The sequence below is a fragment of the Candidatus Accumulibacter contiguus genome (genome assembly GCF_012940005.1).
GTDB lineage: Bacteria > Pseudomonadota > Gammaproteobacteria > Burkholderiales > Rhodocyclaceae > Accumulibacter > Accumulibacter contiguus.
In genome coordinates, this window is record NZ_SPMX01000017.1 from 57,046 (window position 1) to 83,841 (window position 26,796).

General features: G+C 62.2%; 22 protein-coding genes. 4 read left to right on the top strand and 18 right to left on the bottom strand.

What is annotated here, in order from left to right; all coding sequences use genetic code 11:
* From glyQ to cls, 11 genes are all read right to left on the bottom strand, one after another.
* The gene (gene glyQ, locus E4Q08_RS07745) at positions 1 to 906 is read right to left on the bottom strand and encodes a glycine--tRNA ligase subunit alpha (protein WP_169069946.1); all 906 of its coding nucleotides are present in this window, start codon (positions 904 to 906) and stop codon (positions 1 to 3) included.
* A gap of 33 nt (positions 907 to 939) precedes the next feature.
* Entirely contained in the window at positions 940 to 2,568 is a 1,629-nt protein-coding gene (lnt, locus tag E4Q08_RS07750) for an apolipoprotein N-acyltransferase (protein WP_288131711.1), read from the bottom strand.
* The gene (locus E4Q08_RS07755; RefSeq protein ID WP_034915685.1) at positions 2,498 to 3,340 is read right to left on the bottom strand and encodes a CorC family transporter; all 843 of its coding nucleotides are present in this window, start codon (positions 3,338 to 3,340) and stop codon (positions 2,498 to 2,500) included. The genes lnt and E4Q08_RS07755 overlap by 71 nt, the downstream gene beginning before the upstream one ends.
* Positions 3,341 to 3,435: 95 nt before the next feature.
* On the bottom strand, positions 3,436 to 4,686 hold the full coding sequence (locus E4Q08_RS07760) for a DUF1015 domain-containing protein (protein WP_308240086.1): 1,251 nt from the start codon (positions 4,684 to 4,686) through the stop codon (positions 3,436 to 3,438).
* Between the two features lie 81 nt (positions 4,687 to 4,767).
* Positions 4,768 to 6,210 (bottom strand): glycogen synthase GlgA, encoded by a 1,443-nt coding sequence (glgA, locus tag E4Q08_RS07765; protein WP_169069947.1) that lies wholly within the window; start codon positions 6,208 to 6,210, stop codon positions 4,768 to 4,770.
* 20 nt (positions 6,211 to 6,230) lie between these two features.
* Positions 6,231 to 7,499 (bottom strand): glucose-1-phosphate adenylyltransferase, encoded by a 1,269-nt coding sequence (glgC, locus tag E4Q08_RS07770; protein WP_211203349.1) that lies wholly within the window; start codon positions 7,497 to 7,499, stop codon positions 6,231 to 6,233.
* Between the two features lie 76 nt (positions 7,500 to 7,575).
* Positions 7,576 to 9,213, bottom strand: a complete 1,638-nt coding sequence (locus E4Q08_RS07775) for an alpha-D-glucose phosphate-specific phosphoglucomutase (RefSeq protein ID WP_034915675.1) — start codon at positions 9,211 to 9,213, stop codon at positions 7,576 to 7,578.
* 42 nt (positions 9,214 to 9,255) lie between these two features.
* Positions 9,256 to 10,908, bottom strand: coding sequence for a glucose-6-phosphate isomerase (pgi, locus tag E4Q08_RS07780; protein WP_169069949.1), 1,653 nt, complete (start codon positions 10,906 to 10,908; stop codon positions 9,256 to 9,258).
* A gap of 268 nt (positions 10,909 to 11,176) precedes the next feature.
* A complete protein-coding gene (locus tag E4Q08_RS07785) occupies positions 11,177 to 11,716 on the bottom strand; it encodes a bacteriohemerythrin (RefSeq protein ID WP_248594765.1) in 540 nt (179 codons plus the stop codon).
* 12 nt (positions 11,717 to 11,728) lie between these two features.
* Positions 11,729 to 12,340 (bottom strand): transcriptional repressor LexA, encoded by a 612-nt coding sequence (gene lexA / locus E4Q08_RS07790; protein ID WP_034915668.1) that lies wholly within the window; start codon positions 12,338 to 12,340, stop codon positions 11,729 to 11,731.
* Positions 12,341 to 12,469: 129 nt separating this feature from the next.
* Positions 12,470 to 13,900 (bottom strand): cardiolipin synthase, encoded by a 1,431-nt coding sequence (gene cls, locus E4Q08_RS07795; RefSeq protein ID WP_169069950.1) that lies wholly within the window; start codon positions 13,898 to 13,900, stop codon positions 12,470 to 12,472.
* A 264-nt stretch (positions 13,901 to 14,164) separates the two neighbouring features.
* On the opposite strand from cls, the gene E4Q08_RS07800 reads away from it, so the two are divergent.
* Positions 14,165 to 15,184, top strand: coding sequence for an NADP-dependent oxidoreductase (locus E4Q08_RS07800; RefSeq protein WP_169069951.1), 1,020 nt, complete (start codon positions 14,165 to 14,167; stop codon positions 15,182 to 15,184).
* 83 nt (positions 15,185 to 15,267) lie between these two features.
* The gene (locus tag E4Q08_RS07805; RefSeq protein ID WP_169069952.1) at positions 15,268 to 16,929 is read left to right on the top strand and encodes an isovaleryl-CoA dehydrogenase; all 1,662 of its coding nucleotides are present in this window, start codon (positions 15,268 to 15,270) and stop codon (positions 16,927 to 16,929) included.
* 16 nt (positions 16,930 to 16,945) lie between these two features.
* On the opposite strand, the gene E4Q08_RS07810 is transcribed toward E4Q08_RS07805, so the two are convergent.
* The 6 genes from E4Q08_RS07810 to E4Q08_RS07835 all read right to left on the bottom strand — a co-directional run bounded on the left by E4Q08_RS07810 (position 16,946) and on the right by E4Q08_RS07835 (position 24,412).
* Positions 16,946 to 19,150: a patatin-like phospholipase family protein gene (locus E4Q08_RS07810; RefSeq protein ID WP_169069953.1), complete on the bottom strand. Its 2,205-nt coding sequence runs from the start codon at positions 19,148 to 19,150 to the stop codon at positions 16,946 to 16,948.
* A gap of 38 nt (positions 19,151 to 19,188) precedes the next feature.
* Positions 19,189 to 19,446, bottom strand: a complete 258-nt coding sequence (locus E4Q08_RS07815) for a TIGR02647 family protein (RefSeq protein WP_169069954.1) — start codon at positions 19,444 to 19,446, stop codon at positions 19,189 to 19,191.
* 215 nt (positions 19,447 to 19,661) lie between these two features.
* Positions 19,662 to 21,215 (bottom strand): protein adenylyltransferase SelO, encoded by a 1,554-nt coding sequence (locus E4Q08_RS07820; protein ID WP_169069955.1) that lies wholly within the window; start codon positions 21,213 to 21,215, stop codon positions 19,662 to 19,664.
* A 78-nt stretch (positions 21,216 to 21,293) separates the two neighbouring features.
* Positions 21,294 to 22,271, bottom strand: a complete 978-nt coding sequence (locus E4Q08_RS07825; protein ID WP_169069956.1) for a YcjF family protein — start codon at positions 22,269 to 22,271, stop codon at positions 21,294 to 21,296.
* Between the two features lie 102 nt (positions 22,272 to 22,373).
* The gene (locus tag E4Q08_RS07830) at positions 22,374 to 23,696 is read right to left on the bottom strand and encodes an ATP-binding protein (protein WP_169069957.1); all 1,323 of its coding nucleotides are present in this window, start codon (positions 23,694 to 23,696) and stop codon (positions 22,374 to 22,376) included.
* Positions 23,693 to 24,412 (bottom strand): response regulator, encoded by a 720-nt coding sequence (locus E4Q08_RS07835; RefSeq protein WP_169069958.1) that lies wholly within the window; start codon positions 24,410 to 24,412, stop codon positions 23,693 to 23,695. The genes E4Q08_RS07830 and E4Q08_RS07835 overlap by 4 nt, the downstream gene beginning before the upstream one ends.
* Positions 24,413 to 24,609: 197 nt before the next feature.
* Here E4Q08_RS07835 and E4Q08_RS07840 point away from each other — a divergent pair, with 197 nt between their 5' ends.
* Together E4Q08_RS07840 and E4Q08_RS07845 are read left to right on the top strand one after the other, a co-directional pair.
* Entirely contained in the window at positions 24,610 to 25,134 is a 525-nt protein-coding gene (locus E4Q08_RS07840; protein WP_169069959.1) for a periplasmic heavy metal sensor, read from the top strand.
* Positions 25,135 to 25,353: 219 nt separating this feature from the next.
* Positions 25,354 to 25,617 carry a hypothetical protein gene (locus tag E4Q08_RS07845; protein ID WP_169069960.1) on the top strand — a complete coding sequence of 88 codons (264 nt, stop codon included), beginning with the start codon at positions 25,354 to 25,356 and terminating at the stop codon, positions 25,615 to 25,617.
* 49 nt (positions 25,618 to 25,666) lie between these two features.
* On the opposite strand, the gene E4Q08_RS07850 is transcribed toward E4Q08_RS07845, so the two are convergent.
* Positions 25,667 to 26,647 carry an SGNH/GDSL hydrolase family protein gene (locus E4Q08_RS07850; protein ID WP_169069961.1) on the bottom strand — a complete coding sequence of 327 codons (981 nt, stop codon included), beginning with the start codon at positions 26,645 to 26,647 and terminating at the stop codon, positions 25,667 to 25,669.
* Positions 26,648 to 26,796: the final 149 nt, after the last annotated feature.

Sequence of the window (26,796 nt, forward strand, 5' to 3'; positions counted from 1 at the left end):
TCATTGCACCCCAGTGCCAGCGGCCGCCTTGCACATCGGGAAGCCGAGGGCCTGGCGGGAATCATGGTAAGCCTGGGCAACTTCGCGCGCCAGGGCGCGCACGCGGCCGATGTAGGCTGCCCGTTCAGTCACCGAAATGGCGCCGCGCGCATCCAGCAGATTGAAGGTGTGCGAGCACTTCATCACCATTTCGTAGCCCGGAAGTGCCAGGCCGGCAGCGATCAGACGCCGGGCTTCGGATTCGTGCTCGCCGAAATGACGGAACAACATCTCGACATTGGAATGCTCGAAGTTGTACTTCGACTGTTCGACCTCGTTCTGGTGATAGACGTCACCGTAGCTCACCCGATAGCCCGGCCCCTCTGCCCAGACCAGGTCGAAAACGTTTTCTACTCCTTGCAGATACATCGCCAGGCGCTCGATGCCGTAAGTGATCTCGCCGAGGACCGGTTTGCAGGGGAGAGAGCCGACTTCCTGGAAATAAGTGAACTGCGTCACCTCCATGCCGTCGAGCCAGACTTCCCAACCGAGTCCCCAGGCGCCGAGGGTCGGGCTTTCCCAGTCATCCTCGACGAAACGGATGTCATGTTGGGCGGTATCGATCCCGAGCGCACGCAGAGAGTCGAGATATAGCTCCTGGATGTCGTCGGGCGAGGGCTTGAGCACCACCTGATACTGGTAGTAATGCTGCAAGCGATTCGGGTTCTCGCCGTAGCGCCCGTCCTTGGGCCGCCGCGATGGCTGTACATAAGCCGCATTCCACGGCTCGGGGCCAATCGCGCGCAGGAAGGTGGCGGTATGAAAGGTGCCGGCACCGACTTCGATGTCGTAGGGCTGCAGCAGCGCGCAACCCTGCTGGTTCCAGAAATCCTGGAGACGCAGTATTACTTCCTGAAACGTGGGCATGGGAGAACTTCGGATAAAAGCGAAAGCGCGATTTTACTTGGTTTCTCGCTGGACAAGAACCTGCTTCCGCGGCGCCGCCTTGCGACGGCCGAGGAGGCCAATCAGCAAGCAGGCAAAAGCGATCACGGGCCAGTTGCCCCAGCGCACATAGGGCGTGGCACCGGTATGGCCGCGCACTTCGCCGACCAGCGCACCGCGGGTGAAGGGGGGCAGCGACGAGAGGACGCGACCGTCCACGTCGACGATCGCCGTCATGCCGGTGTTGGTGGCGCGCAGCATCATGCGGCCGGTCTCGAGGGCGCGCATGCGGGCGATCTGCAGGTGCTGCGCTGGCGCCAGGGAATCGCCGAACCAGGCGACGTTGGAGATATTGATCAGCAGCGTTGCGGCTGGCAGCGCAGCGATGATCTCCTCGCCAAAGATGTCCTCGTAGCAGATGTTCACCCCGACGCGCTGGCCGGCCAGGCGCAGTGGTGGCTGCCCCGGCGAGCCAGCGGTGAAGTCGGACATCGGGATGTTGGCCATGGCCATGAACCAGGCGAAACCGGGCGGTACGAACTCGCCGAAAGGCACCAGATGAACCTTGCTGTAACGCTGCTGGCCGGACGCACCAAGGCTCAGCGCCGCATTGAAATACTGCTTGCCGTCGGCGACGGCGATTCCCAGCAGCAGGTCGCCGTTCTGGCGCAGTGCAAGGTTTTGCAGCGCCTCGAGATACTCGTTGGGAACCTGGTCGAGGAAAGCAGGCAGGGCGGTTTCGGGCAGCACCGTGAGTTGTGCCGGATGCTCCTGTGCCAGCCGGTAATAGGTGCGCAGCGAATCAACGAACCTCTCGGGACGCCATTTCATTTCCTGCGCCACGTTTCCCTGCAGCAAGGCCACCGACAATGGTTCACCCGCCACCTCTGTCCAGCGGAGGTCACGCAGTTGCTCGCCGGCGACGAGAATCGCTGCGCCGGCGAGCAGCGGCAGCGCCGGGAAGTGGCGCTGCCCGCCGCGCGTACTGCAGGGTTCGGTGGTCAAGCAGCGCCTGCTGACCTCGAAGATCAGTGCTCCGAGCAGCGCTGAAAAAAACGAGACGCCATGGACGCCGAGCAGCGCGGCATAACCGGCGAGCGGACTCGGTGGCGTTTGCGAATAGCCGGCGGCCAGCCAGGGAAAGCCGGTAAACGCCCAGGCACGCAAGCACTCGGCAAGCACCCACAGGCTGGCGAAGAGCAGGCCGCGTCGCCACCAGCCGGCAACGGCGAAGCCAACGAACAGCGCCCCGGCCAGTGCCGGGAAGATCGCCAGAACAAGGCAGAAGAGCACTGTAGCGAGGCCCGCGACGGCTGCCGGCATGCCGCCAAAAACGCTCAGGCTGACATAGACCCACGAGACGCCGGCCAGAAACAGGCCAAGGCCATGGGCGGCGGCGATGCGTGCGCCCCGCCAGGCAGGCCGGTTGCCGCCGCCGTCGATCTCGGTGCAGAGCAGCGCAAAGAGACCGCCGAGGCTCAACCAGTTGACCGGAAACCAGCCGAGCGGTGCAAAGCCGACGACCCCCGTGGCTCCCAGGCAGGCGGCGCCAAAGCTGCGCCAATATCTGGCCTTATTCAGCAGGATCGCCCGCCTCTGGCAAATTCGAAACCACCAGCGTGTAGATGCGGCGGCTGTCGGCACGCAAGACCTGGAAGCAGATGCCGTCGATGACGATCGTTTCGTTGAACTGCGGCACCCGGCCCAGGTGGTGCAGAATCAGCCCGCCGACAGTCTGGCATTTTTCTTCGCTGAAGCGGGTGCCGAAAGCTGCGTCGAAGTCGGCTATCGCAGTATGTGCCTTGACGCGGTACAGACCATTCGGATCGAGTTGAATGTTATCGTCGGACTCGTCAAAGTCGTATTCATCTTCGATTTCCCCGACGATCTGTTCGAGTACGTCCTCGATGGTGATCAGGCCGGCAATCCCGGCGTATTCGTCGATGACGATCGCCATGTGATTGCGTGATACGCGAAATTCCCGCAACAAGACGTCGAGGCGCTTGAATTCGGGGATGAACACTGCCGGACGTACCCAGTCGCGCAGCTTGAAATCGTCTTCGCGCTGCACACGCAGCAGATCCTTGGCCAGCAGGATGCCGATCACATTGTCGCGGCTGCCGTTGATGACCGGAAAGCGCGAGTGGGCGGTGGTGTTGACCTGGCTGATGACTTCCGCAAGCGAATCACTGACATCGACGACCTCCATCAGCGGGCGTGGCACCATGACTTCCCGCACGCTCATTTCCGAAGCGGCAATGGCGCCTTCCGTAATGCTCAGGGCATCAGCGTCGAGGAGCTTGCGCTGGTGCGCAGAATGCAGCAGCTGCATGAGTTGTTCGCGATCTTCCGGCTCGCGCACGAGAAACGAAGAAAGACGTTCCAGGAATCCGGATCTGGGACTGCTAGGGTCCATATCTGCCTTTTGAGGAATGAGGCGTCAGCAGCGATGCGCTGCCTGCGGCTGTTGATGCAGCGTCGCTGACGCTTCACACCTCGTTCCGGTATGGCCTAAGCCGGATCGAGTAGGTGCGACACCAGTCCGTCGGCGAGCTTGGGTTCAAACCAGGTCGACTTGGGCGGCATGACCTGGCCAGCATCGGCAACGGCCATCAGATCGGCCATCGGTGTCGGATACATGGCAAAGGCCACCGCCATTTCGCCGCTGTTCACTCGCCGTTCGAGCTCGGACAGGCCGCGCATGCCGCCGACAAAGTCGATGCGTGTGTCTCGGCGCAGATCGGTGATCCCGAGCAGCGGGCCGAGGATTTGTTCGGCAAGCACCGAGACATCGAGCTGGCGCACCGGGTCGGAGAGCGGCATCCGTCCGGGCCGGATTTCCAGCCGATACCAGCAGTTGCCAAGATACATGCCGCACACGCCGCTGCGCTCCGGCCTGACCGGCGCTGGGGAAAGGCGGACGGTATAGCGCTCGCCAACCGCCACCAGAAATGCTTCCTGGGTCAGACCGTTGAGATCCTTCACCAGCCGATTGTAATCCATGATCAACATTTGCGAAGCCGGAAAGATGACGGAGAGAAAGAACTCGGCACTATCGGATGCATTGCTCTGCTCACGCCGAGCCGCGGCAACCCGCGCGGCAGCCGCCGAGCGATGATGACCGTCGGCAATGTAGAGATTGGGCATGCCGCCAAACACCGCGCTGATTCGTGCAATGCTCGCGGCGTCATCGATGACCCACAGCATATGCCGGATGCCATCGTCTGCGGTCAAATCGGTGACCGGCGGGCTGTCGGTGGCGAGCGCGAGCAGGCGCTCGGCTTCCGCGTTGTCCGGGTGGGCGAGCAGCACCGGGCCGGTCTGCGCATTCAGCGCCTCGATCTGGCGTACCCGGTCATCTTCCTTGTCGGGCCTGGTAAACTCGTGCTTGCGGATGCGGTTACTATCGTAGGCGGCGACCGACGCGGCGGCCACCAGTCCGGTCTGAATGTGCTTGCCCATGAGCAGTCGATAGACGTAATAACAGGCGCCCGGATCACGGCAAAGCACCCCGCCATCGATCATGCGCCGAAAGTTTTCGGCTGACTGGGCATACACTTCTGGCGCATGCGGATCGACCTCTGGCGGCAGGTCGATCTCCGCCCTGGAGACATGCAGAAAGGACAGCGGCTTGCCGATCACGGTCTGCCGGGCCTCTGCGCTGGAGAGGACATCATAGGGTGGCGCAGCGACTGCAGCAGCGTCTGTGCGACGCGGACGCAGGCCGGCGAAGGGTCGAATCAGGCAATGATCAAGGGACACGAGATTTTCCTGTGGGAGTTTGTTTCTGGAGGCGACGGGCATGGCCATGGTGCACGGCACCGTGCCTGGACAGCAGATGGTTCAGATACTCCGGTATAGTGCCTCATAGCGTGCGGCCGAATCGGCCCAGGAGAAATCCTGCGCCATGCCATGCCGTTGCAAATGGTGCCACGTCGCCGGATCGTGGTAGAGTGCGCAGGCATCGCGGAGGCGAGCGGCCAAGGCACGACTGCTGGGTTCGTCAAAGACGAAACCGTTGGCTGTGCCGTCCTTGAGGTTGCCCGGCGTGGCATCCGTGACGGTATCCGCCAGGCCGCCAACCCGCCGCACCAGCGGCAGGGTACCGTAGCGCAGGGCATACAATTGAGTCAGGCCGCAAGGCTCGAAACGTGAAGGGACCAGGAGAACGTCGGCAGCGGCGATGATGCGGTGCGCCAGTGCTTCATCATAGCCGAGATGTACCGATATGGTATGAGGATGAGCCGCGGCCGCGGCCCTGAAGCCGGCCTCGATTTCTGCCTCGCCACTGCCGATGACGACCAGTTGTCCGCCCTCTGCTCGCAGTTCATGCAAGCACGCGAGTACCAGATCCATGCCTTTTTGCGACGTCAGGCGACTGACCACGGCAAACAGGGGCGCTTTCCCCCGGACAGCAAAACCCATTTCAGCTTGCAGCTTGAGCTTGCAAACCTTCTTGCCACGCAGCTTGTCGGCGCTGTAGCCCCTGGGCAGAGCCGGGTCGCTGCTCGGATTCCATACCGTATAATCCACCCCATTGAGAATGCCGGACAGATGCCCGCCACGATCACGCAACAGCCCATCGAGTCCCCAGCCGTGCTTTGGCGTGCAGATCTCATGGGCATAGGTCGGGCTGACCGTGTTCACGCGCTTGGCATGCACGAGCGCCGACTTCATGAACGACAAGTGTCCGTAGAATTCGAGTGCGCTTTGATCCGCACCGGTAATCAGCAGCCCGAGGTCCGTATGGTGGTCGAGAGGAAACAGACCACGGAAAGCGAGATTGTGAATCGTGAACACGGTTGCGGTATTCAGCGACGGGTTCTGCGCGATATAGGCCGGCGCCAGTCCCGCGTGCCAGTCGTGCGCATGCACCACCTCCGGTTGCCAGGATTCATCCAGCTCGCCGGCAGCCAGATGCGCTGCAATCCAGCCCAGGAGGGCATAGCGCCGATGATTGTCGTTCCAGTCGCGACCGTCCGGGCCAAGATACGGATCGCCGTCACGCCGGTACAGGAAGGGCGCATCGATGACATAGGCCAGCAAGCCGCTGTCCGGGAGACGACCCAGTCGCAGCGTGATGACCGCCGCGCCGAAGGCCGGCCCGAGGCGGATCAGTGGCTTCAGGTCGGTGACGCCGTTGAGAATGGCCGGCATTCCGGGCAGCAGCACGCGGACATCGAGGCCACGTGCTGCAAGCGCGACGGGCAAGGCGGCGACGACGTCAGCAAGGCCGCCGGTCTTGACCAGCGGATAGATTTCGGCGGCAACGTGCAGGATGCGCAAGAGATGCTTCTATTTCCGTATCAGGTGAGCTGTGCGAGCATTTTCCGGGTGATCAGCGTGATCCCGTTCTCGGTACGGCGGAAGCGGCGCGCATCTTCTTCCGGGTTTTCACCGACCACCATGTTCGGTGGGATATCGCAGTCGCTGTCCACGACGCAGTGGCTGAGGCGGGCTCTGCTGCCGATCGTCGAATCGGGGAGGATAACCGATAGATTGACCCGTGAATAGGAATGGACACGGCAACCGGAGAACAGCAGCGAGCGGTTGACTTCTCCGGAAACGATACAGCCGCTGGAAACCGAGGATTCGATGGCATTACCGCGCCGGTCGAGATGGTTGTGCACGAACTTGGCGGGCGGGAGTTGTTGTTGATACGTCCACACCGGCCAGTTGCGGTCATACAGGTTCAGCGCTGGTACCGTCGCGGTCAGATCGATGTTGGCATCCCAGTAGGAATCAATCGTTCCGGCGTCACGCCAATAATGCTCTCTGAACTGCTCGTCCGGGGCCACGATGCAACTGCGCGAGAAGGAGTGTGCTGCGGCCACGCGATTTCGCACGGCATGTGGAATGATGTTCTTGCCGAAATCATGGTCGGATGCCGGGTCGTCGATGTCGCGCGCCAGTTCGGCATACAGGTATTTGGCGTTGAACACGTAAACCCCCATGCTGCACAAGGACATATTGGGTTTGCCCGGCATCGCCGGTGGGTCGGCAGGCTTCTCGATAAAGTCGGTGATCAGACCATTTTCATCGACGGCCATGACCCCGAAGCCGCTGGCTTCCTGACGCGGTACCTCGATGCAGGCAACCGTACATTCGGCACCGCTCTCGACATGGTCAACCAGCATCACCGCGTAATTCATCTTGTAAACGTGGTCGCCGGCCAGAATCACGACGAATTCGGGCTTTGGCGTATAGGTCTCGAGGATGTCGATGTTCTGGTACACCGCGTCGGCCGTACCCCGATACCAGGACTCTTCGTCGATTCGCTGCTGCGCCGGAAGCAGGTCGACGAATTCGTTGACTTCCCCATGCAGGAAGTTCCAGCCGCGCTGCAGGTGGCGCAAGAGGCTGTGCGACTTGTACTGAGTGACCACGCCAATGCGTCGAATCTGGGAATTGACGCAGTTCGACAAGGCGAAGTCGATGATCCGGAACTTGCCGCCGAAATGGACCGCCGGTTTGGCGCGGCGATCCGTCAGTTCGTGTAGCCTGCTGCCACGCCCGCCGGCAAGTACCAGGGCAATCGCCTTTCGCGGCAACTGGAAAGTTTTTCTATCCACCATTTTGCTACCCCTTGTGAAATTGATCCATCTCATCTGGCGGCGCTGGTTTTATCCATTCGCCGCTGCCTGACCGATCCTAGCTGATCACATCCGGCGCTGTTCTGCCGGTGATGGAGGCGATCTGTGCCAGTGTATCGGCGAGGCCGACCAGAGGCGCCAGTGCCTTCTGCGTGGGAACTTCGTGTTGGCTGGGGTCGGCAATAAAACGTTCGAGATAGACGCGCAGCGTGGCCCCCTCGGTACCAGTACCCGACAAGCGAAATACCACCCGCGAACCATCGTCGAGCAGGATGCGGATGCCCTGACGCTCCGAACGTGAGCCATCAACCGGATCGGTATAGGCGAAATCATCCGCGGCGGCGATGCGCAGGCCGCAGCACTCCGAGCCCGGCAGTTGCGAGAGACGCGCCCGCAATTCATTCATCAGGCGATCCCCCTGCGCAGTCTCGATGCCTTCGTAATCATGGCGGGAGTACACATTGCGCCCGAAGCGCTGCCAGTGCTCACGCACAATCACGTCGGCAGGCATCTCGCGCACGGCCAGGATGTTGAGCCAGTAGAGCACCGCCCACAGGCCATCCTTCTCGCGAACGTGATTGGAACCGGTGCCGGCGCTCTCTTCACCGCACAGGGTGCACAGGCCGGCATCCAGCAGTGATCCGAAATACTTCCAGCCGGTTGGCGTTTCGTAGCAGGGGATTCCGAGTGCCTCGGCGACGCGGTCGACTGCACAACTCGTCGGCATGGAACGGGCGACACCCGCCAGGCCGCTGGCGTAGGCCGGAACCAGCGCATGGTTGGCCGCGAGAACTGCCAGACTGTCGCTCGGACTGACCACGAAATTGGGACCGACAATCATGTTGCGATCACCATCACCATCCGAAGCTGCGCCAAAGGACAGGCCCGAACTGCTGTCAGCCAGTGCTGCAACCAGATCAGCAGCATAAACCGGGTTGGGATCGGGGTGTCCGCCAGCGAAATCGGGCAGCGGTATGCCGTTGACCACCGTACCGGCGGGTGCACCGAGACGGCCTTCGAGAATCGCCAGCGCATAGGGTCCGGTGACTGCGTGCATGGCGTCGAAACGCATGCGAAAGTCCGGGCGAGCCAGCAGACGGGCAATGCGATCGAAGTCAAACAGGGATTCGAGAAGTTCGGCGTAGTCGGCAACCGGATCGATGATGCTGACGATCATGTCACCGATGCGCGCCTCGCCAATTTTGCTCAGGTCGATATCCGGGGACTCGACGGTGCTATAGGCACTGATTTCCTGCGTGCGCAAATAAACGGCATCAGTAAAGCCTTCGTTGGCTGGTCCGCCATTGCCAAGGTTGTACTTGATGCCGAAATCACCGTCGGGACCGCCCGCATTATGACTGGCTGACAGGATGATGCCGCCAAAAGCCTGCCATTTGCGGATCACGGCACTGGCCGCGGGGGTGGACAAAATTCCGTTGCAGCCGACCAGCACCCGACCAAAACCGGTTGCCGCCGCCATGCGCAGGATGGTCTGGATGGCGACTTCGTTGTAGTAGCGGCCGTCGCCACCAAGGACCAGCGTCTGGCCTTGCTGGCCAGACAAGGTATCGAAGATGGCCTGTACGAAATTCTCGAGATACCGCGCCTGCCGAAATACGGTCACTTTCTTGCGCAGCCCGGATGTCCCCGGCTTCTGACCGGAGAAAGGCGTACTGGGAACGCTGATCACCTGCATAGTCATGTCATGCCTCGTCGCTAATAGGAAAGCCCTGAATTGCTACTGGTAAACCCCGGATTCATGCCAGATGCTGTCGCTGAACGCCAGTAATCCCTGGGTCGATGCATCGAGTTTTTCGGCCAACAGCGGATTGGCAATCGCCGGCAGGATGCTGCTGGCAACGGCCTTGCCCAGCTCGACGCCCCACTGGTCGAAAGAGTTGAGCCCCCAGATGACACCCTGCACAAATACCTTGTGTTCGTACAGGGCGATCAGCGCGCCCAGCGTTTGCGGATCGAGGCGGGAAAGCAGCAGCGTCGATGATGGCTGATTGCCGGCAAACACCTTGTGCGGCAGAAGGGACGCAAGCTCCGCCTCCGGCATCGTGCCGTTCAATTCGCTACGTGCCTCTTCGGCCGTCTTGCCGAACGCCAGTGCTGCGCTTTGCGCAAAACAGTTGGCGAGCAAGGCCTCCTGATGGCCGGGGAGCGGATAGTCCGAGCGTACGGCGGCAATGAAATCACAGGGTACCAGTCGCCCACCCTGGTGGAGCAGCTGAAAGAAGGCGTGCTGACCATTGTTGCCGAGTTCGCCCCAGACGATGGGATTCGACGCACAGGCAAGTGGCTGCCCATCGCTGCCGATCGACTTGCCGTTGCTTTCCATTTCGAGTTGCTGCAGGAACGACGGGAAATATTTCAGCGACTCGTTGTAGGGCAGCACCGCGTTGCTCGTCGCACCCAGGAAATTGGTATTCCAGATACCGATGAGCGCCATCACCACTGGCAGGTTGCGCTCGTAGGGCGTGCTGCGGAAATGTTCGTCCATACGTTCCGCACCGGCAAGCAGATCGGCAAAAGCATGTGGCCCAATGGCGATCATCAGTGCCAGCCCAACCGCCGACCACAGCGAGAAACGTCCACCCACCCAATCCCAGAGCGGAAATACGGCATCTGCCTTGATCCCGAACTTGACTGCGCGCTCGGGTTTGGCCGTTAGCGCCGCAAAGTGGCGGGATACTGCATTGGCATCACCAAGGTTGGCCACCAGCCAGTCGCGCGCCGTCTGCGCATTGAGCATGGTTTCCTGCGTGGTGAAGGTCTTGCTGGCAACCAGGAACAAGGTCGTGCGCGGGTCGAGCGTTTGCAGGAGCGGTGCCAGTTGAGCCCCATCGAGATTGGAGACGTAATGTACGCCAAGCGCCGGATGCGATATGGAACGTAGAGCGTAATCGAGCATTTTCGGTCCGAGGTCGGAGCCTCCGATGCCGATATTGACCACATGACGAATCGGCATGCCCGTGAAACCAAGCATTTGCCCGGAGCGAATACGGTCGGCAAAAGCAGCCATCCGCTGGCGTGTGGCGAGCACCTCGGGCATGACATCCAGATCAGTGCCGGGGAAGGGGCCAATCGATCGTCGCAAGGCGACATGCAGCACCGATCGATCTTCGCTGGCATTGATTTTTTCACCGCTGAACATGCGGTCTGTCGATTCGTCAAGCCGAGCCTCGCGGGCCAGCCCGACCAGCAGGGCAAGCGTCGTCGAATCCATACGTTGCTTCGAGAAGTCGTAAAGGATTCCGTCGTAGCTTAGCGAGAGAGATGCCACACGGCCAGGATCACTGGCAAAAAGTTGTCTGAGATGCACAGGCGAGAGCGATAGCCGGTGCGCTTCAATAGCCTTCCAGGAGGCTGAGGCGGTGATGTTCATGGTCGATGAAAGCTCATGGATGAGTGGTCAGGCCGTTTGCAAACGGCCCTTGGGGAGGGGTATGTGACGAAATATGACAAGATATGCTGTTCCGGTTATCAGCTTGCCAGAATGCACGGAAGAACGCAAAAAAGAATGAGGGAAAGCCATCTCGAGAGCATTTGTGGAAGGTCTTCGGGTCAGATCCGATCACTGCTGATCATGGCGGCGGCCTGGTTGCCGATACGCCGACCGGGCGGTCGGCGCGTACCCGACAGCGGATGGCGAATCAGATGGTCGGGGCAGCAGACGGAATGCTGCTGGCAAACCTCGCCTTGCGGGCGCGCACGCTGGCGGCGAAAGACTTGTCCTCCTCGGAGATATGGCGTTCAAACCAGTACTCGGCATAGCGCAGGAAGGAATGAACATCGCGCGCACCATTACGCACTTCGTCGAACGCCTTGCGCAGCGACTGCAGATTTTCTCGGTGCACCGCATCGTGATCGAGGAAGTCGACTCCGACTTCCCGGGCAATGCGCTTTTCCGTGGCGAAATGGTGCTCCACATAATTGAGCAGGCTGTCGAACGCAGAGAAGCAGACCGGTTCGCTTCCGAAACACGCCGCCTTGAGCGATTCCACTTGCTGAAAAATCTCTTCATGCTGTGCATCGATTTCCGGGAGATCGATCATCAAAGCCTCCGGCAGCAGACCGGTATATTTGATCTCCATCACAAGGCTCTCCAGGAAAAGGTCAGCTATTCTCTTCGCACAGTATAAAAAAAAGAGAGTCAATAATTCCAGTAAAATCAGCTCGTGCTCAAATAACAAGTCTGGCCGCTCTCACCTCGCCGTACCGCTGCGGATCAAGCCGACCACAATGCCTTCGATGGCCAATGTTTGCGCACCCGCATGGACGATGATCGGCGCGAAATCGGGGTTCTCTGCGATCAGTTCGATCGTGTCGCCCTGATGGTGGAAACGCTTGACCGTCACCTCGTCATCCAGCCTGGCCACGACAATCTGGCCATTGCGCGCTTCGCTGCTGCGGTGTACGGCGAGCAGGTCACCATCCAGAATCCCGGCATTGAGCATCGACAGGCCGCGTACGCGCAAGAGAAAATCGGCGCGTGGGCTGAACAGACCGGCATCCAGGGTGTAACGGCGTTGAACGTTTTCCGCGGCCAGTATCGGACTGCCGGCAGCCACGCTGCCGATCAACGGCAGTCCAAGTTGTTCGACCAGCCGAATCCCTCGCGCCGAGCCCGGTTCAAGCAGGATGACGCCTTTCTTGGCAAGCGCCCTGAGGTGTTCTTCCGCCGCATTGTGCGAGGCAAAGCCAAAGGCATGGGCAATCTCGGCGCGCGTCGGCGGTGCGCCAAGCTTCTCCAGCGTATCGCGGATAAAGTCGAGTATCTCCTGTTGGCGCGGGGTGAGCAGCGTAACCTTGGGCATGAACGTGGCCTCCTGTCGTTGAATCTGTACCTCCGTACAGTTTATAACAACAATGCAAGCCGTAGTGATGTACTCCGGGGCTTTGCTCAGGAAGTCTGCTCCTCGCCATTCCTGCCTTTGCCGTCCCGGTCAGAGTAGCGGACTCATCACCTGCACGGCGTTTTCGAGCACTCGGCGCCAGTGTGGGCGCGCGCGCCAGTGTTCCAGCAGCAAGGGTCGTGAGCGCGATTCATAGTGGCGTTGCAGTTCGCGGACTTCCGCCGAGAATTGCTGGTCGTAGGCGATCAGCGAGATTTCGAAGTTGAGTTCGAAGCTGCGCAGGTCGAGGTTGACGGTGCCGAAGATCGTCACCTGTTCATCGATGACCATGCTCTTGGTGTGCAGCAGACCGTCTGTGAAATGCAGGATGATGATGCCGACAGCCAGCAGGTCGTCGTTATAAGCGTCGCTGGCGTAACGCACGAGCAAGGAATCGACCTTCTCCGGAACGATCAGGATGACGCGGACGCCGCGAACCGCCGCCGAGCGAAGGGCGACGAGCAGCGTCTCGCTGGGAACAAAGTAGGGCGTAGTCAGGACGATCTCGCGCCTGGCTGCGTAGATTGCCGTGAGCAGCAGCGCCTCGATGTGGCGGGTCGAAGCCTGCGGCCCGGACGGAAAGATTTGCACCTGGCTATTGCCGGCGAGCGCCAGCGCCGGTGCCTGCGGCGGCGCGAAATCGCCGCCGGACTGCAGGAAGGTCAGCGACAGCGACACCGCTTCGAGTGCCCAGGCGGCCGGGCCCTCGATCCGGACCATGGCATCGACCCATTCGCCGACGCCGGCGTTCTGCTTGAAAAATCGTGGATCGGCGATGTTCATGCTGCCAGTGTAGGCGAGGCAGCGGTCGATGACGGCAATCTTGCGGTGATCGCGCAGGTCGAGACGGACGAACAGCATACGCAGGGGATTGACCGGCAGGACTTCGACGATCTCGACACCGGCAGCGCGCAGTCGTTCGATCGCTGCACTGCGGAAAAAGGAACGGCTACCTAGCGAATCCATCAGCGCGCGACAGTAAACGCCGCGGCCTGCGGCATGAACCAGGGAGTTCACGAGGTCATCGACGAAGCCGCCGGCGCTCCAGATGTAGAACTCCAGGTGCACCGTACTGTGGGCAGCGTCGATGTCGGCAATCAGCATGCGCATGATCGACTCGCTGTCGACGAGCAGTTGCAGGCGATGGCCGCCCATCAGCGGCAGGCCGGCGAGACCGGTTGCAAGCCGGCTGATACTCTCCGCTCCGCTGGAGAGGGTGGCTGGAGCAACCACGTCTTTCGCCGGAATGCGCCCGGCCCAGCGCAGAATCTGCGGTTGCAGGGTGATCGCCCTTTGCATCCAGGTTCTGCCGAGACGGCGTTCGCCGATCAGCAGATACGCCAGGGCACCAATGGCCGGCACGAGAATGACCAGCAGCAGCCACGCCAATGCCGTGCCGTGCGAGCTTCGCCGCGAAAAGATGCGCAGCGAAACCGCCAGCGCCAGTGCCAGATAGACGAAAGAGAGAAGACTGAACACCATGCAGAGGAGTATGAGACTGTTGCCGGGCACGGGTCAATGCGCGTTCCCCCCACGATTGCTTAGCCCTTGCAGGCGCGCGCGTCGCCAACTGTCGAAAATTCTTACAGTTCATCGTCTTCGCTGCCGCGTCATGGTGACAAGTGGTTGATTCGATTTGCTTGTCATGGTTCGGCGTGATTCTTGCTTGGTGAACAGGGCTCGCGGGATTTGCCACTGCCACGCGCTATCCTGCAGCAGAAAATAACCATCATATATGGTCAAATCATGAATCTCGTGAACAAACAGTACCTTCTGGCCTCCCGTCCGACCGGGGAGCCCAGCGTCGATAACTTCAGGCTGGTCGAAACACCGATTCCTGCCCTCGTCGATGGTCAGGTGCTGGTGCGCAACCATTACCTGAGCCTCGACCCCTATATGCGCGGCCGCATGAATGAGGGCAGGAGTTACGCCGAGCCGCAGCCGCTGAACCAGGTGATGGTTGGCGGCACGGTCGGTGAAGTCGTCGATTCGCGCAGTCCGCAGTTCCAGGTCGGTGACCAGGTCGTCGGCATGGGCGGCTGGCAGCAGTACCTGCTGGTCGATGCCAATCAGCGCGGTGTGCTGCAGAAGGTGGACAGCTCGCAGATCCCGCTCTCGGCCTACCTCGGCGCGGTCGGCATGCCGGGCGTCACCGCCTGGTACGGGCTGCTGAAGGTGATCGCTCCGCAGGCGGGCGAGACAGTGGTGGTATCGGCGGCGAGCGGCGCGGTCGGCAGTGTCGTCGGCCAACTCGCCAGGCTGCGTGGCTGCCGCGTCGTCGGCATCGCCGGCGGCACCGAGAAGTGCCGCGCGGTGGTCGAGGATTACGGCTTCGACGCCTGCATCGACTACCGCCAGCATCCGGAGCCGCAGTCACTCGCAGCGGCGCTTCAGGCGGCGTGTCCGAACGGCATCGACGGTGATTTCGAGAACGTCGGCGGCACCATCCTCGACGCGGTGATGCTGAACTGCAACGCCTTCGCCCGCATCGCCGTGTGCGGCATGATTTCCGGTTACAACGGCGAGCCGATCCCGATGCGTGCGCCGCAACTGATCCTGGTGAACCGGATGAAGATCGAGGGATTCATCGTCAGCGAGCACCTGCCGCTCTGGCCCGAGGCGCTCAAGGAACTCGGCACGCTGGTGGCGAGCGGCCAGCTCAAGTACCGCGAAAGCGTCGCGCAGGGCATCGAGAGTGCGCCAGCGGCTTTTCTCGGTCTGCTCAAGGGCCGCAACTTCGGCAAGCAGCTGGTCCGCCTGATCTGAGCGCGAGGCTTGCCGCGCCTGTCGATCCCTGACTACAGACGCTTCGCTGACGCGACTTTCACATTCAGGACGTGGAGAATTCGATGAGTCGAGGCACGCACGCGGTGTTCAACCAGAGCACCCCCTTTGTGGATATCAACCTGTTTACCGCGAACCGCGCTCTCGCCGACGCGCTCCGCTTCAACCATGCCGGCTTCGACGCCGCGCGCTTTGCGAAACTTGGCGCCGAGATGGGGTCGGCCGAGATGCAGCGGCATGCGCGGCTGGCCAACGCCTTTGCTCCGCAACTGAGAAGCCATGACCGCTATGGTCATCGCGTAGACCAGGTGGAATTTCATCCGAGCTATCATGCCCTGCTGGCGGCGGCGCTGCGCCATCGCCTGCACGGTGCGCCGTGGTCGGCGGCTGCCGGGGCGCATGTCGAGCGCGCCGCGGCCTTCATGCTGTTCACCGAATGCGAGCCGTCGGTACTCTGCCCGGTGTCGATGAGCTATGCGGTCACACCAGCACTGCGCGCCAATGCTGCGATTTATGCCGAGTGGGCTGCGGGACTGGCCAGCGATCGCTACGACCAGCGCTTCCTGCCCTTCCAGGAGAAGACCGGCCTGACCATGGGCATGGGCATGACCGAGAAGCAGGGCGGTTCGGACGTGCGTGCCAACACCAGCCGGGCCGACTTCGACGGCGAAGACGCCTGGGGACGCCGCTACCGCATCACCGGCCACAAATGGTTCTTCTCGGCGCCAATGTGCGATGCTTTCCTGGTGCTGGCGCAGACCCCCGCTGGCCTGTCCTGTCTGTTCCTGCCGCGCATCCTGCCCGACGGCACGGTCAACGCGCTCGCCATCCAGCGCTTGAAGCACAAGGTCGGCAACCATGCCAACGCCAGTTCTGAGGTCGAGTTCGATGCGGCCTGCGCCTGGCTGGTCGGCGACGAGGGCCGTGGCGTACCGCAAATCCTGGCCATGGGTGCGCTCACCCGGCTCGATTGCGCGCTTGGTACCGCTGGCCTGATGCGGCATGCCTTGTCGCTGGCCCTGCACCATACCGGGCAGCGCCAGGCTTTCGGCAGGCGCCTTGCCGAACAGCCGATGATGAAGAATGTGCTCGCCGACCTGGCGCTCGAGAGCGAGGCCGCGACCGCTCTGGCGCTGCGTCTGGCGCGCGCGGTGGACCGTAGCGAGAACGGACAGGATGCCAGCGGGCACGAAGCACGGCTCCGCCGTCTGCTGACGCCGATCGCCAAGTTCTGGATCTGCAAGCGCGGCAGCCACTTCGCACAGGAGGCGATGGAATGCCTGGGTGGCAACGGTTATGTCGAGGAGCAGGGCGAGGGCGTGATGGCACGCATCTACCGCGAGATGCCGCTCAATTCGATCTGGGAAGGTGCCGGCAACATCATGGCGCTGGACCTGCTGCGTGCTTTGCGTGCACCGGAAATGGCCGGCGCCCTGGAACACGAGGTTGCGCCGGCACGGCACGCGCACGCGGTCCTGGACCGGAGCCTGGCGGCCACCTTGCGGGCCATCGACGGTCTCACCGAAGAAGCCCAGGCCCGTCGCCTGGCGCGCGATCTGGCATTGCTGCTGCAGGCAGCGCTGCTGCGCCAGCATGCCAGCGATGCGGTCTTCGATGCTTTCTGTGCATCGCGCTTCGAGGCCGCCGCCGACGTTTTCGGCCTGCTGCCGGCTGGCACCGATGTCGACGCCATCATTACGCGGGCGAATCCCGCGCAGATGGTCTGAGCTGCATGACAGGCGCTCAGGGCGTCCCGAGAAACAGGTAGAGATTGGAATAGCCGCCACTCGATCCCGAAGTCGAGTAACCGTAACCCAGGTAGACCGGGCCGAGTGGCGTTTCTCCCCCAAGGTAGATGGCGGTCGAGTTGATCCAGCCCTTGAGATTGGTTTCGGTGTAGGGCGTGCCGACCTTGGCCGCTTCGAAAGCAAGCCCCAGGCGCATGTCGCCGCGCAGGCCGAGCGGCAGGCGGCCGATGATCCTTTCGGCACGCAGATTGCCATAACTGATGTCATCGCCCTTCAACTGGCCAACGGCGAAAGCGGTCATGTTCAGCATGCCGCCGAGTTTGCCGGGATCGTAAATGGGCAACTGCCCGACGGGTGAGCCCTGATACGACAGCCGACTACTCAATACCCAGTCGCCAAAACTGTGAAAAGCGCTGGCACCGGCATCGAGTTTGCTGAAGTGGTTCGCCGGTGAGTCGAAATACTCGATCGTGGAACGCCAACCGCTGGTCGGGAAATAGAGGCGATCGGTCTGGTCGAGGTCGATCCGGCCAAACCAGCCGCCATACCGCTTCGATGCATTCGGCAGCAGCGGCGAACCGGTATCGAGCCTGGGATTCCACCATTTTTCCTCCCAGCCAAGGCGGGCCTGGCCGATCGCACCGAGGTTGATTCCCCCGCCGAGTTTGGCGCTGCCCTGGAGAAGCCGGTATTCGGCGAGCTTCTGATCGTCCTGATAGATGCCGTTCAATTTGCTGCCATAGCGCAGGTTGGTTTCGACGAAGTAGCGCTGGCGCTCATCGACCGGTTGGTAATAGTCGATCCCGATGCCGTTGTTCGAACCGATCTCGCCAAAGGTCAGCAGTTCTCCGCCCAGTGAGTTGAGCCAGGTCTTGTGGTAGGCAAGGCGCAGGTTGTAGGTCGAATCGGCCTTGAAGTTGGTGTCGAGGTTGACGCCGTAGCGGAGGTAATCGGGTCCCCAACTCTTCTCGAGCGGCGTCACGCGCAGGATGTTGCGGTCGCGCTCGGTGAGCATTTGGTAATCGACATGCTCGTAATAGCCATCGCCATAGGTCCGCAGCAGCTCGGCATTGATTCTGGTCGGGTCGACTGGATCCCCCGGCTTGAGATCGATATGCTGTTCCACCATCACCGGGTTGACCCGTTTGAGTCCGGCGATCTGGATTTCATGAACCTTCGGTGCTTCGCGTCGGGCCATCTGGAACTTCCCGGCCCAGGCGGCATAAGCGGCTTCGCTGACGGCCAGCGGGCGCAGGCGCTCAGCGACTGCTTCGGTCGCCGCCACGCCGCGATCGGCGGTTTCCGAGGTACGTTTGAAGTCCCCCGCGCTGACCCCTTCCAGGTCGGGTTTGATGTAAATGTCGGTTGGTTTGAGCGTGGCTAGCGAGCGGGTGACGTTCTGCTCGGTCAGGATATTCACCATCTGCGCCGCGACGCTCAGCAGCCCGCTGATCTCGTCGGCCTTCAGCAGCGGCGAGCCAACATTGACGGCAATCACGATGTCGGCCTGGCAACGCGTACGCGCTTCGTCGATCGGTACGTTGTCCACCAGGCCGCCGTCGACCAGTTTTTTGCCCTCGGCTTCGACCGGCGACATCAGGCCGGGAACCGACATGCTGGCGCGCATCGCGGTGGTCAGGCTGCCGCTGCGAAAGACCACCCGTTCACCATGCACGATGTCGGTGGCGATGATCGAGAGCGGCAGCGGCAGTGCCGCGATTTCCCGTTCCCCTTGATAATCACCCACCAACTGGTTGAAGAACAGTTTGATCTTCTGCCCGGTCACTACGCCAGTCTGATACTTCAGTCCATCCGCACCGACGCCGGTTTCCGAAGCCGGCAGGAAATGCTTTTCCAGGGCCTTCTTGCGATAATTTCGCTGCGAGTACGGCGGGTCGTCCTGGAACAGGTCATCCCAGTCGGCTTTTGCCAGTTCCTGACGCATGATCGCCGGAGTGAGTCCGGCGGCGTAGGCTCCGGCCACCAGCCCGCCCATGCTGGTGCCGGCGACGCAGTCCACCGGCACGCGCATTTTTTCGAGCACTTCGAGGACGCCGATATGCGCCGCGCCGCGCGCGCCACCACCGCCGAGAACCAGGCCGACACGCGGTTGTCGGGCGGGGGGTTGGTCGTTGGCGCTGGCCATGGCGCTGGCGGCGAGCAGCGCGAGCAGCAGGTGCCGGCAGGGAATTCCGTTCATGGTCGCTCCGTACCCCAGATTGGCAAGCTGCTGCCCGCCTACGATCCGGTCGTCAGCGAAGGCGTCGAGCTGAGAATGGTCAGCACCGCCTGCGCGTGTTCCGCGGCATCACGGCCGATGCTCGTCAGATAACCGCCGTCGACCAGCGTCAGCAGCCCCTTGGCATGCAGCCGCCGCGTCGCCGCGATGATCGCCGGGTCGGCGGTCTTGTGAATCTTGATTCCCTGCTGGGTGCTGCCGAGATCGAAAAAGACCAGGGTGTTGAGTTCATCGACCAGATCGGGTGTAAAAGGCATGGTAATTCCTCGTTGGTCGCAACCAGTGGTGACCGTGAGGCGCAATTCTAACCCGGCTTGCCCTTGTGGCTCTCGGGAAGTGCATGAGCTGGGTGTGATGCAAAGGGATGCGCCAGTGTCGTGGCTTGGGCTGAGCCTGCGAAGCCCGGCAAGTCTCCCACTCGCCATGACGCGTCAGCGGGCGAACCCGGTAAATCGAGAGCAGAGCGATACCGTCAGGAACTGCAAGAAAGCATCGAACACCCCGCCCGGTGTCTCGCCCAGTCAGGCCGCTTGGCGCTGAACGCTTCCCGCCCCGGCTGTTCGTCATAGGGATGGCGCAAGACTTCCAGCAAATCGTGAATCATCTGCGTGTCGCCCTCTTCCGCGAGGTCGATCGCCTGCTGCGCCAGGTAGTTGCGCAGCACGTAGCGTGGGTTGGCGGCGTTCATCCGTGCGGTACGTCGCTCTGTCGGTTGCCCTTCCTGCCGCAGGCGGGCAGCGTAGCGCTGCAGCCACTGCAGCAGATCGCCGGCAAAACGCTGCCGGAGATCTTCACGGTAGAACGACCCCTGCACGACATCGACGCTCGGTTGCTCGATGTCCAGCCGTGCCAGGCTGCGGAAAAACTCGCTCATGTCGATCTCCGTCCGATGCATCAGTCCGTAGAGATCCTCGAGCAGGTCGACATCGTCTTCCTGCCAGCGTTCAAGGCCCAATTTGCCAGCGAAGGCCGCACGGAATTCGTTGGCATAGACCTCGCCATAACGTTCGAGCGCGTCGGCCAGAGCGCCGGGTCTGGGCATCAGCATCGCCAGTGCCTCGGCCAGTCGTTCGAGATTCCAGAGCGCGATCGCCGGTTGCCGGGCAAAGCAGTAGCGACGGGTCGAGGCGTCGGTGGTGTTGGGTGTCCAGCCGGGATCGAAATTGTCGACCCAGCCATAGGGGCCGTAGTCGATGGTCAGGCCGAGAATCGACATATTGTCGGTATTCATCACCCCATGCACGAAGCCGACGCGCATCCAGTGCACCATCAGGCGCGCGGTGCGCTCGCAGATTTCCCTGAACCAGGCGGCCAGGTCGTACTCGGGGCCAGCGACCAGTTCGGGGAAGTCGCGTGTCACGGTGAACTCGACCAGGCGCTGCAGCAGGGCGCGATCGCTGCGCGCCGCCAGCAGCTCGAAATGGCCGAAGCGGGTAAACGAGGGTGCGACCCGGCAGACCACCGCACCCGGTTCGGCGACCGGATGCCCGTCGTAGAACATGTCGCGGACAACCGCTTCGCCGGTGCCGACGAGACTCAATGCGCGTGTCGTCGGCACGCCGAGGTGATGCATCGCTTCGCTGCACAGGAATTCGCGGATCGATGAGCGCAGCACCGCGCGGCCGTCGGCGCGTCTTGAGTAGGGCGTCGGGCCGGCACCCTTGAGTTGCAGTTCAAAGCGCTGTCCCTGACGGTTGATCGCTTCCCCGAGCAGGATCGCGCGGCCATCGCCGAGCTGTCCGGCCCACTGTCCGAACTGGTGGCCACCGTAGCAACTGGCATAGCTGGTCATGCCGGGCAGCAGTCCGTTGCCGGACAACGCGGCGAGCACTTCGGGTGCGGCCATCGACTGTTCGTCGAGATCGAGCGCTGCCGCCACCTCGCGCGAATACGCGAGCAGGCGCGGCGCGGCGACCGGCGTCGGATCGACCGGCGACCAGCAGGCGCCGAAGACCTGCCGCGACACATTGTTTTGCTCGGGGTCACCCGGCAGTTCGCGCAGAAAACGATTATCGAAGGTGAGCATGAAAAGACCGTGTCAGGAGAGCGGTGACGAGCCGGCGGCATTGCTGCGCCATGTGAGGCGTGTCAGCGTATCAGGAAATCAACCCTGTCTGACCAGTTCGACGATCCGGGCAGTATCCAGTGTTCGCGCTCTGGCCTGCATCTCGGGCAGGTAACGGCTTTGTAGCCCTTTGGCTTCGCCGAGCATGTCGTCGAAAGCTGCACGCAGCATCGGCGCCGAGAAGCTGCGGCCGCCGGCGTAGTAGCGTTTGGCGACGTGCCCGAGCGCATAGGTGCTGGCGAAACTCATTCCCGAACTCACCGCCTGTTTGCCGAGGCTGCCCAGGAGGCCGCCACCGATCTTGCCGAGCAGGCCGCCGAGCAGCTTGCGGCCAGCCTGTTCGAGATACTGCGAGCTCAGCCCGACGCCGAGGGTTGCAAGAAAATCCTTGATATGGCCGCGATCGAGTTCGAAACCGTAGGATTTGCCGATGCGATAGACCAGTTTCATCTGCAGCGGGATGATCGCCATCGTCGCCAGCGATTCCGGCAGCAGTTCGAGTGCGCCATTCAGGATCGCGGCATTGAGAATCGCCTGCTCCAGTTCCGTCTCGCTCAGCGTAGACGCATGCTCGGCAGCAGGAATGGAGGCGGGTGCCGGCGGCGGGATCTGTGAGCTGCTGCTGGCGCCTGCAGCAAGCGGCAGCGCCGCGATGGCTTCCGCCTGTTGGCTGTAGACCGCCGACTGCTGCAGGTCGAGCGCGAGAGCGCTGCGCAGTTCAGCGAGAAAAGCCTGTTCGGCAGCACTTTGCACGCCGTCGGCGTCACAGACACAGACCGCCATTTCAAAAGCGAGCTGTTGCGCTTCCGGGGAGGTCAGCGTGGCCACGGTTGACGCCATGGATACGCGCTTGAGCAGCACATCCTGATAGAGCGCGGCGATATTGATCGATCCCTCGCCGGCCAGGGCGTCGGCGATGCGCTTGAGTTCGGCACGCTCGGATTCGTTCTTGTGGCCGTCGGCAAAGGCGGCCATCAGGCAAAGGGTGAGAATGGCTTGTTGTTCCTGCTCGTTCATGCGAAGTGTCTCCTGGGAAATGGTGGTTTGGCCCGGCGAGTATCCGGAAGTTCCGCGCCACGATCAAGACGGATGTGTTGCCAGTGCGCTGCGCTCGGGCATTCAGCGAGTCGGCAGCCGCACCAGAACTTCCAGGCCGCCGCCGGGCGCGTCGGCCAACAGCACCTCACCGCCACAAGCGACGGCGATTCGCCGCACGATCGCCAGACCGAGTCCGCAACTGCCGTCGGTGGCGCGCGCCGGTTCGAGCTGGGCGAAGGGTTCGAGGGCGCGGCTGCGATCTGCGCCGGCGATTCCCGGCCCGTGATCACGCACGCGCAGCGTCGCGATGCTTGTACTGGCCAGTGCCAGTTGCACCTCGACCGGTGGCGCACCATGCTGCAGGGCGTTGTCGATCAGGTTGTCGAGCAAGCGTTGCAGATTGCCGGCGGTGATCGCCACCCGGCATTGCGCCGCGGCGTCGCTGACCGTCAACTCGACGGCACGGCCGAGTTCGCGCTGGCGGGCGACGCCCTCGCGCAGCAGCGCCGCGATGGCCAGCGGCGCTGGCGCAGCATCGGGGTTTTCGCTGCGCAGGAAGGCCAGGCATTGTCCGACGATCCGCTCCATGTCATCGACGTCGCGCACCAGGCCGGCACATTCGCTACTTCCTTGCGCATCGCCGGCGAGCAGCGCCAGACGCAGACGCAAGCGCGTCAGCGGTGCCCGCAGGTCATGCGTCAGACCGGCGAGCATCTCACGCCGCTCGGCCGCTGCTGCGGCCAGTTGGCCAAGCATGGTGTTATGGCGCTCGGCCAGGCGCCGCACCTCGCGCGGACCTTCCGGTATCGCCGTGCGTGCAGCGCCGTCGCCGGTCGCCGCGACGGCGTCGCCGAGGCGTGCCAGCGGACCGACGATGCCATGCACGAAAAGGCCGGCGATCAGCAGCACGGCGGCCAGCGTCATTGCCAGAAACAGCCACAGATCGGTGGGTAGCGCCTGCGGTTCGAAGCGCGGTGGCGGCAGCAGCAGCCACCAGCGCTCGCTGCCGGCCATGAAACCGATCCACAGGCCGCTGCGCTGTCCAGGACCGCCGTGCCGGAGCAATACCGGCTCGCCGAGACGTTCGGCGAGATCGTTGGCGAGGCGGCGGGCGAAGGGAAAGCGTGGCTGGTGGAGCGGTACACCGCTGCCATCCGGACGCAGTTGCAGTCCCTGCTCGCCGGCATCGGCAGCACTCAGAGCCTGGCGGGCGGCATCGCCGAGTCCCGGCAGCACCACCTGCAGCAGACGCACCTGGCCGGCGATCAGTTGCACCGTCTGATGGACGTGCGAGCTGCGGCGGAAGTGCCCGAGCAGCGAGAAGGTGGCAATCTCCGCGACGGCGATGACGGCAATCACCAGCAGCACCGTCCGTCCGGCCAGCGAGGCGGGGAAGATTCTCATTCTGCAGCGGCGTCGCCAGGCGCATCCGGAACGAAGACATAACCGATTCCCCACACCGTCTGCAGATAGCGCGGGTGGGCGGGATCGGTCTCGATCAGGCGCCGCAGGCGGTGGATCTGAACGTCGATGGCGCGGTCGAAGGATTCGCTGGCGTCGCCGCGCGTCAACTCGAGCAGACGCTCGCGCTTCATTGGCTGCCTGGCGTGATGGATCAAGGTGTTCAGCAGCGCGAATTCGCCACTGGTCAGCGTCACCGCCTGATCCTTTCTCGACAACTGACGCGCAGCACGGTCGAAGAGCCATTCGCCGAAGCGCGTCACGCCTCCCTCGGGATCAGGCGCCACCAGCGAGCGCGCTCCACGTCGCAGTACCGCTTCGATGCGGGCGACCAGTTCGCGCGGGTCGAAAGGTTTGCCGAGGTAATCGTCGGCTCCCATTTCCAGGCCGATCACCCGGTCGACCGGCTCGTCGCGCGCGGTCAGCATGATCACCGGTCGCATCTCGCCGCGCGCGCGCAGCCGCCGGCACGCCGCCAGACCGTCTTCTCCGGGCAGCATCAGGTCGAGTATCAGCAACTGCGGCTGGTAGCGTTCGAGAAAGGCATCGAGCTGGCGCGTGTCGGGGAGCAGCAAGGTGTCGAAACCGTGTCGGCCGAGATAGGTGGCGAGCAACTGGCGCAGCTCGGCGTCGTCGTCAATGAGGAGGATTTTTTTCATGGTCGTGGCGATTGTGGCGATGAACTGCATTCTATGCCGTCGGCGGCGCCGGTCCGGGCGAAAGAAACAATTTGCAACGCGACGCCGTGGCGATGAAATCGTTTGAAATGCGGGGAGGAGCAGAATGGCTGCATCGCGAAAGGGGCAGGCAAGCGTGCCCGTCGCGATCGATCAACCCCACTTTCAGGAGTCACTCCATGCAATCGAAATTCACCCCCCGTATTCTCGTCGCTGCACTGATTCTGGCGCTCGGCGCCGGCGGTGCGGCTTTCGCCATGAGCCCCGAGCGCTGCGGCGCGCCCGGCGGCCGGATGGAACATCGGATGCAATACCACATGAAAGAGATGTCACGCCTGCACGACGACCTCAAGCTGGACGCCAGGCAGGATGCCCTCTGGCAGGACGCCGAGCAGTTCAGTAGGACCAGCATGCGCGAGATGGGCGAGCAGTGGCGCAAGCACCACGAGGAAGTCCTGGCCAGCGTCAGCAAACCGGGTGCCGACCTGCGCGCCGTCGTCAAGCAGATGGACGAACTCAAAGATGCCGGCCGCAAGCAGCGCGAAGCCGGCCGCGACCGCTGGCTGGCGGTATACGACAGCCTCGACGCCGCGCAGAAGGAAAAAGCGCGCCTGTTCTTCAAGAGCAAGATCGAACGGATGGGGCAGGGCGGCCGCTTCGGGCCGGGTGGTCCCGGTGGTCCCGGTGGCCCGGCCCGTTACTGAGCCGCAGCGCTTCTCTCCTCCCGCGACGATTTTCCCTTTCTCCGGTGCGGAGGAGAGTCCGGGGGAGGAAGGTGTGTCCTACAGCGGCCATCCCGCTGTTCATGATTGTCGCGGGGAGATTGAAGATCTCCATAAAATCATCCGGCTCTCCAGGTTGACTTTGACGTCACAATGATTAGCATTGCGACTCCTTTCTTACAAACCACTTTGGAGAATCAGATGAAATTGAATATCAGCGCAACGTGCCTCCTGCTATCCATGCTGTTCAGCGGAGCCGCTTTTGCCGATGCCGATGACAGGAAGTGGATTTCTCAGTGTATCAAGGACAACAAGGGCGAAGGCGCCACCGCTGAGGTGGTCCGCAAGTACTGCGTCTGCATGAACGACAAGATGGACGAAAACGAAACCCGCTCCATTTCCGTATGGGAAAAGGCCAACCCCAAGGCCATGCATGATTGCGAGAAGCAGTCCGGCTGGAAGTAAATACCCAGCGATCGGGTGATTTCGGGGCCGGGGAAACCCGGCCCCTGCATTACTGTGTTGCTGTTGGCACGAGGTAACGGATCATTTCGTTGAGGAAAGCGCGGCGGATTGCATCGTAGCCTCGCTGATTGGGATCCTCGAGGTTCGCGAAATACCAATACGTTGGATCTTCGGAATGGTAGTGCGGATGCCTGGAATCACGATGATGCAGTCCGTGACCGAGTAAGGTTCCATGCACGTCGACGACATGTACATTGGCGCGTGCGGCTGCGGCTTCACGGATGTGGCGATTGAATTCAGCATGGATGCGCAGTCCATCCGGCCAGGCCGGGAACGGTTTGATGAATCGCAAGAACACATTCACACGCTCGATGTCGCCAACACCATCGGTGGGATCGAAGATGGTCGCGATGAAGATTTCACAACCTCCGGGAAAACGCGCACTGATCGCGTCGAGCAGTTGATCGAGGCGTTGACGAAAGGCTGCGGCGTACCGCTGTCCATCGCTCCAGGTCGCTCCATAGAGAGCCTCGTCACGCGGCGGGCTCGCACCATAGTCGTGAATGAGGTCGATGCCGCCGGTGGAGAGAACGACAACGCCACGAGTGCTTTGTGACTGTAAAGGAATGAGGGCGATCTGGTAACGAAGATGATCGCCGGAACTGGTGGAGTTTTGCGCGAGGTTGAGCACCCGCAGCTTCGCGAAGACGTGTCGCAAGTCCTTGCCGGTCATGTCCGCTTCGTCTCCGTCGGGTACCTTGACCAGTCGGTCGAAGAAGCCGAACCCAGGCGGTGCGCCAAAGCCCGTGACGATGCTGTCACCCAGTCCCAGCAGCAGCACATCACCGTCGTTCCAGGATGAAGCGAAGGCTTCGGCCGGCACGCCCGGGCCAGCGGGGCCAGATCCCATCCCCGGATGGATGTCGCGGTAAAGCACGTAAAGCACGCCCGCGAGGCACAGCATGATGAGGACAAACTTGAGCCGGATCTGATGCCAGCGCGGCTTATTCATGGTTGTGGTCTTGGTCATCGGGGGATGCGGTGTTCATCAAGGGGCAGCAATTATTCTCTTGCGGTGACTGCTCACGAACCGACTTTCTACCGTAGCGGCACGGCGGAATCGGCGAACGCCCTCCTTCCGGATCGAGCGGACAGCGGCAGGAACCACTCGCCAAGCCG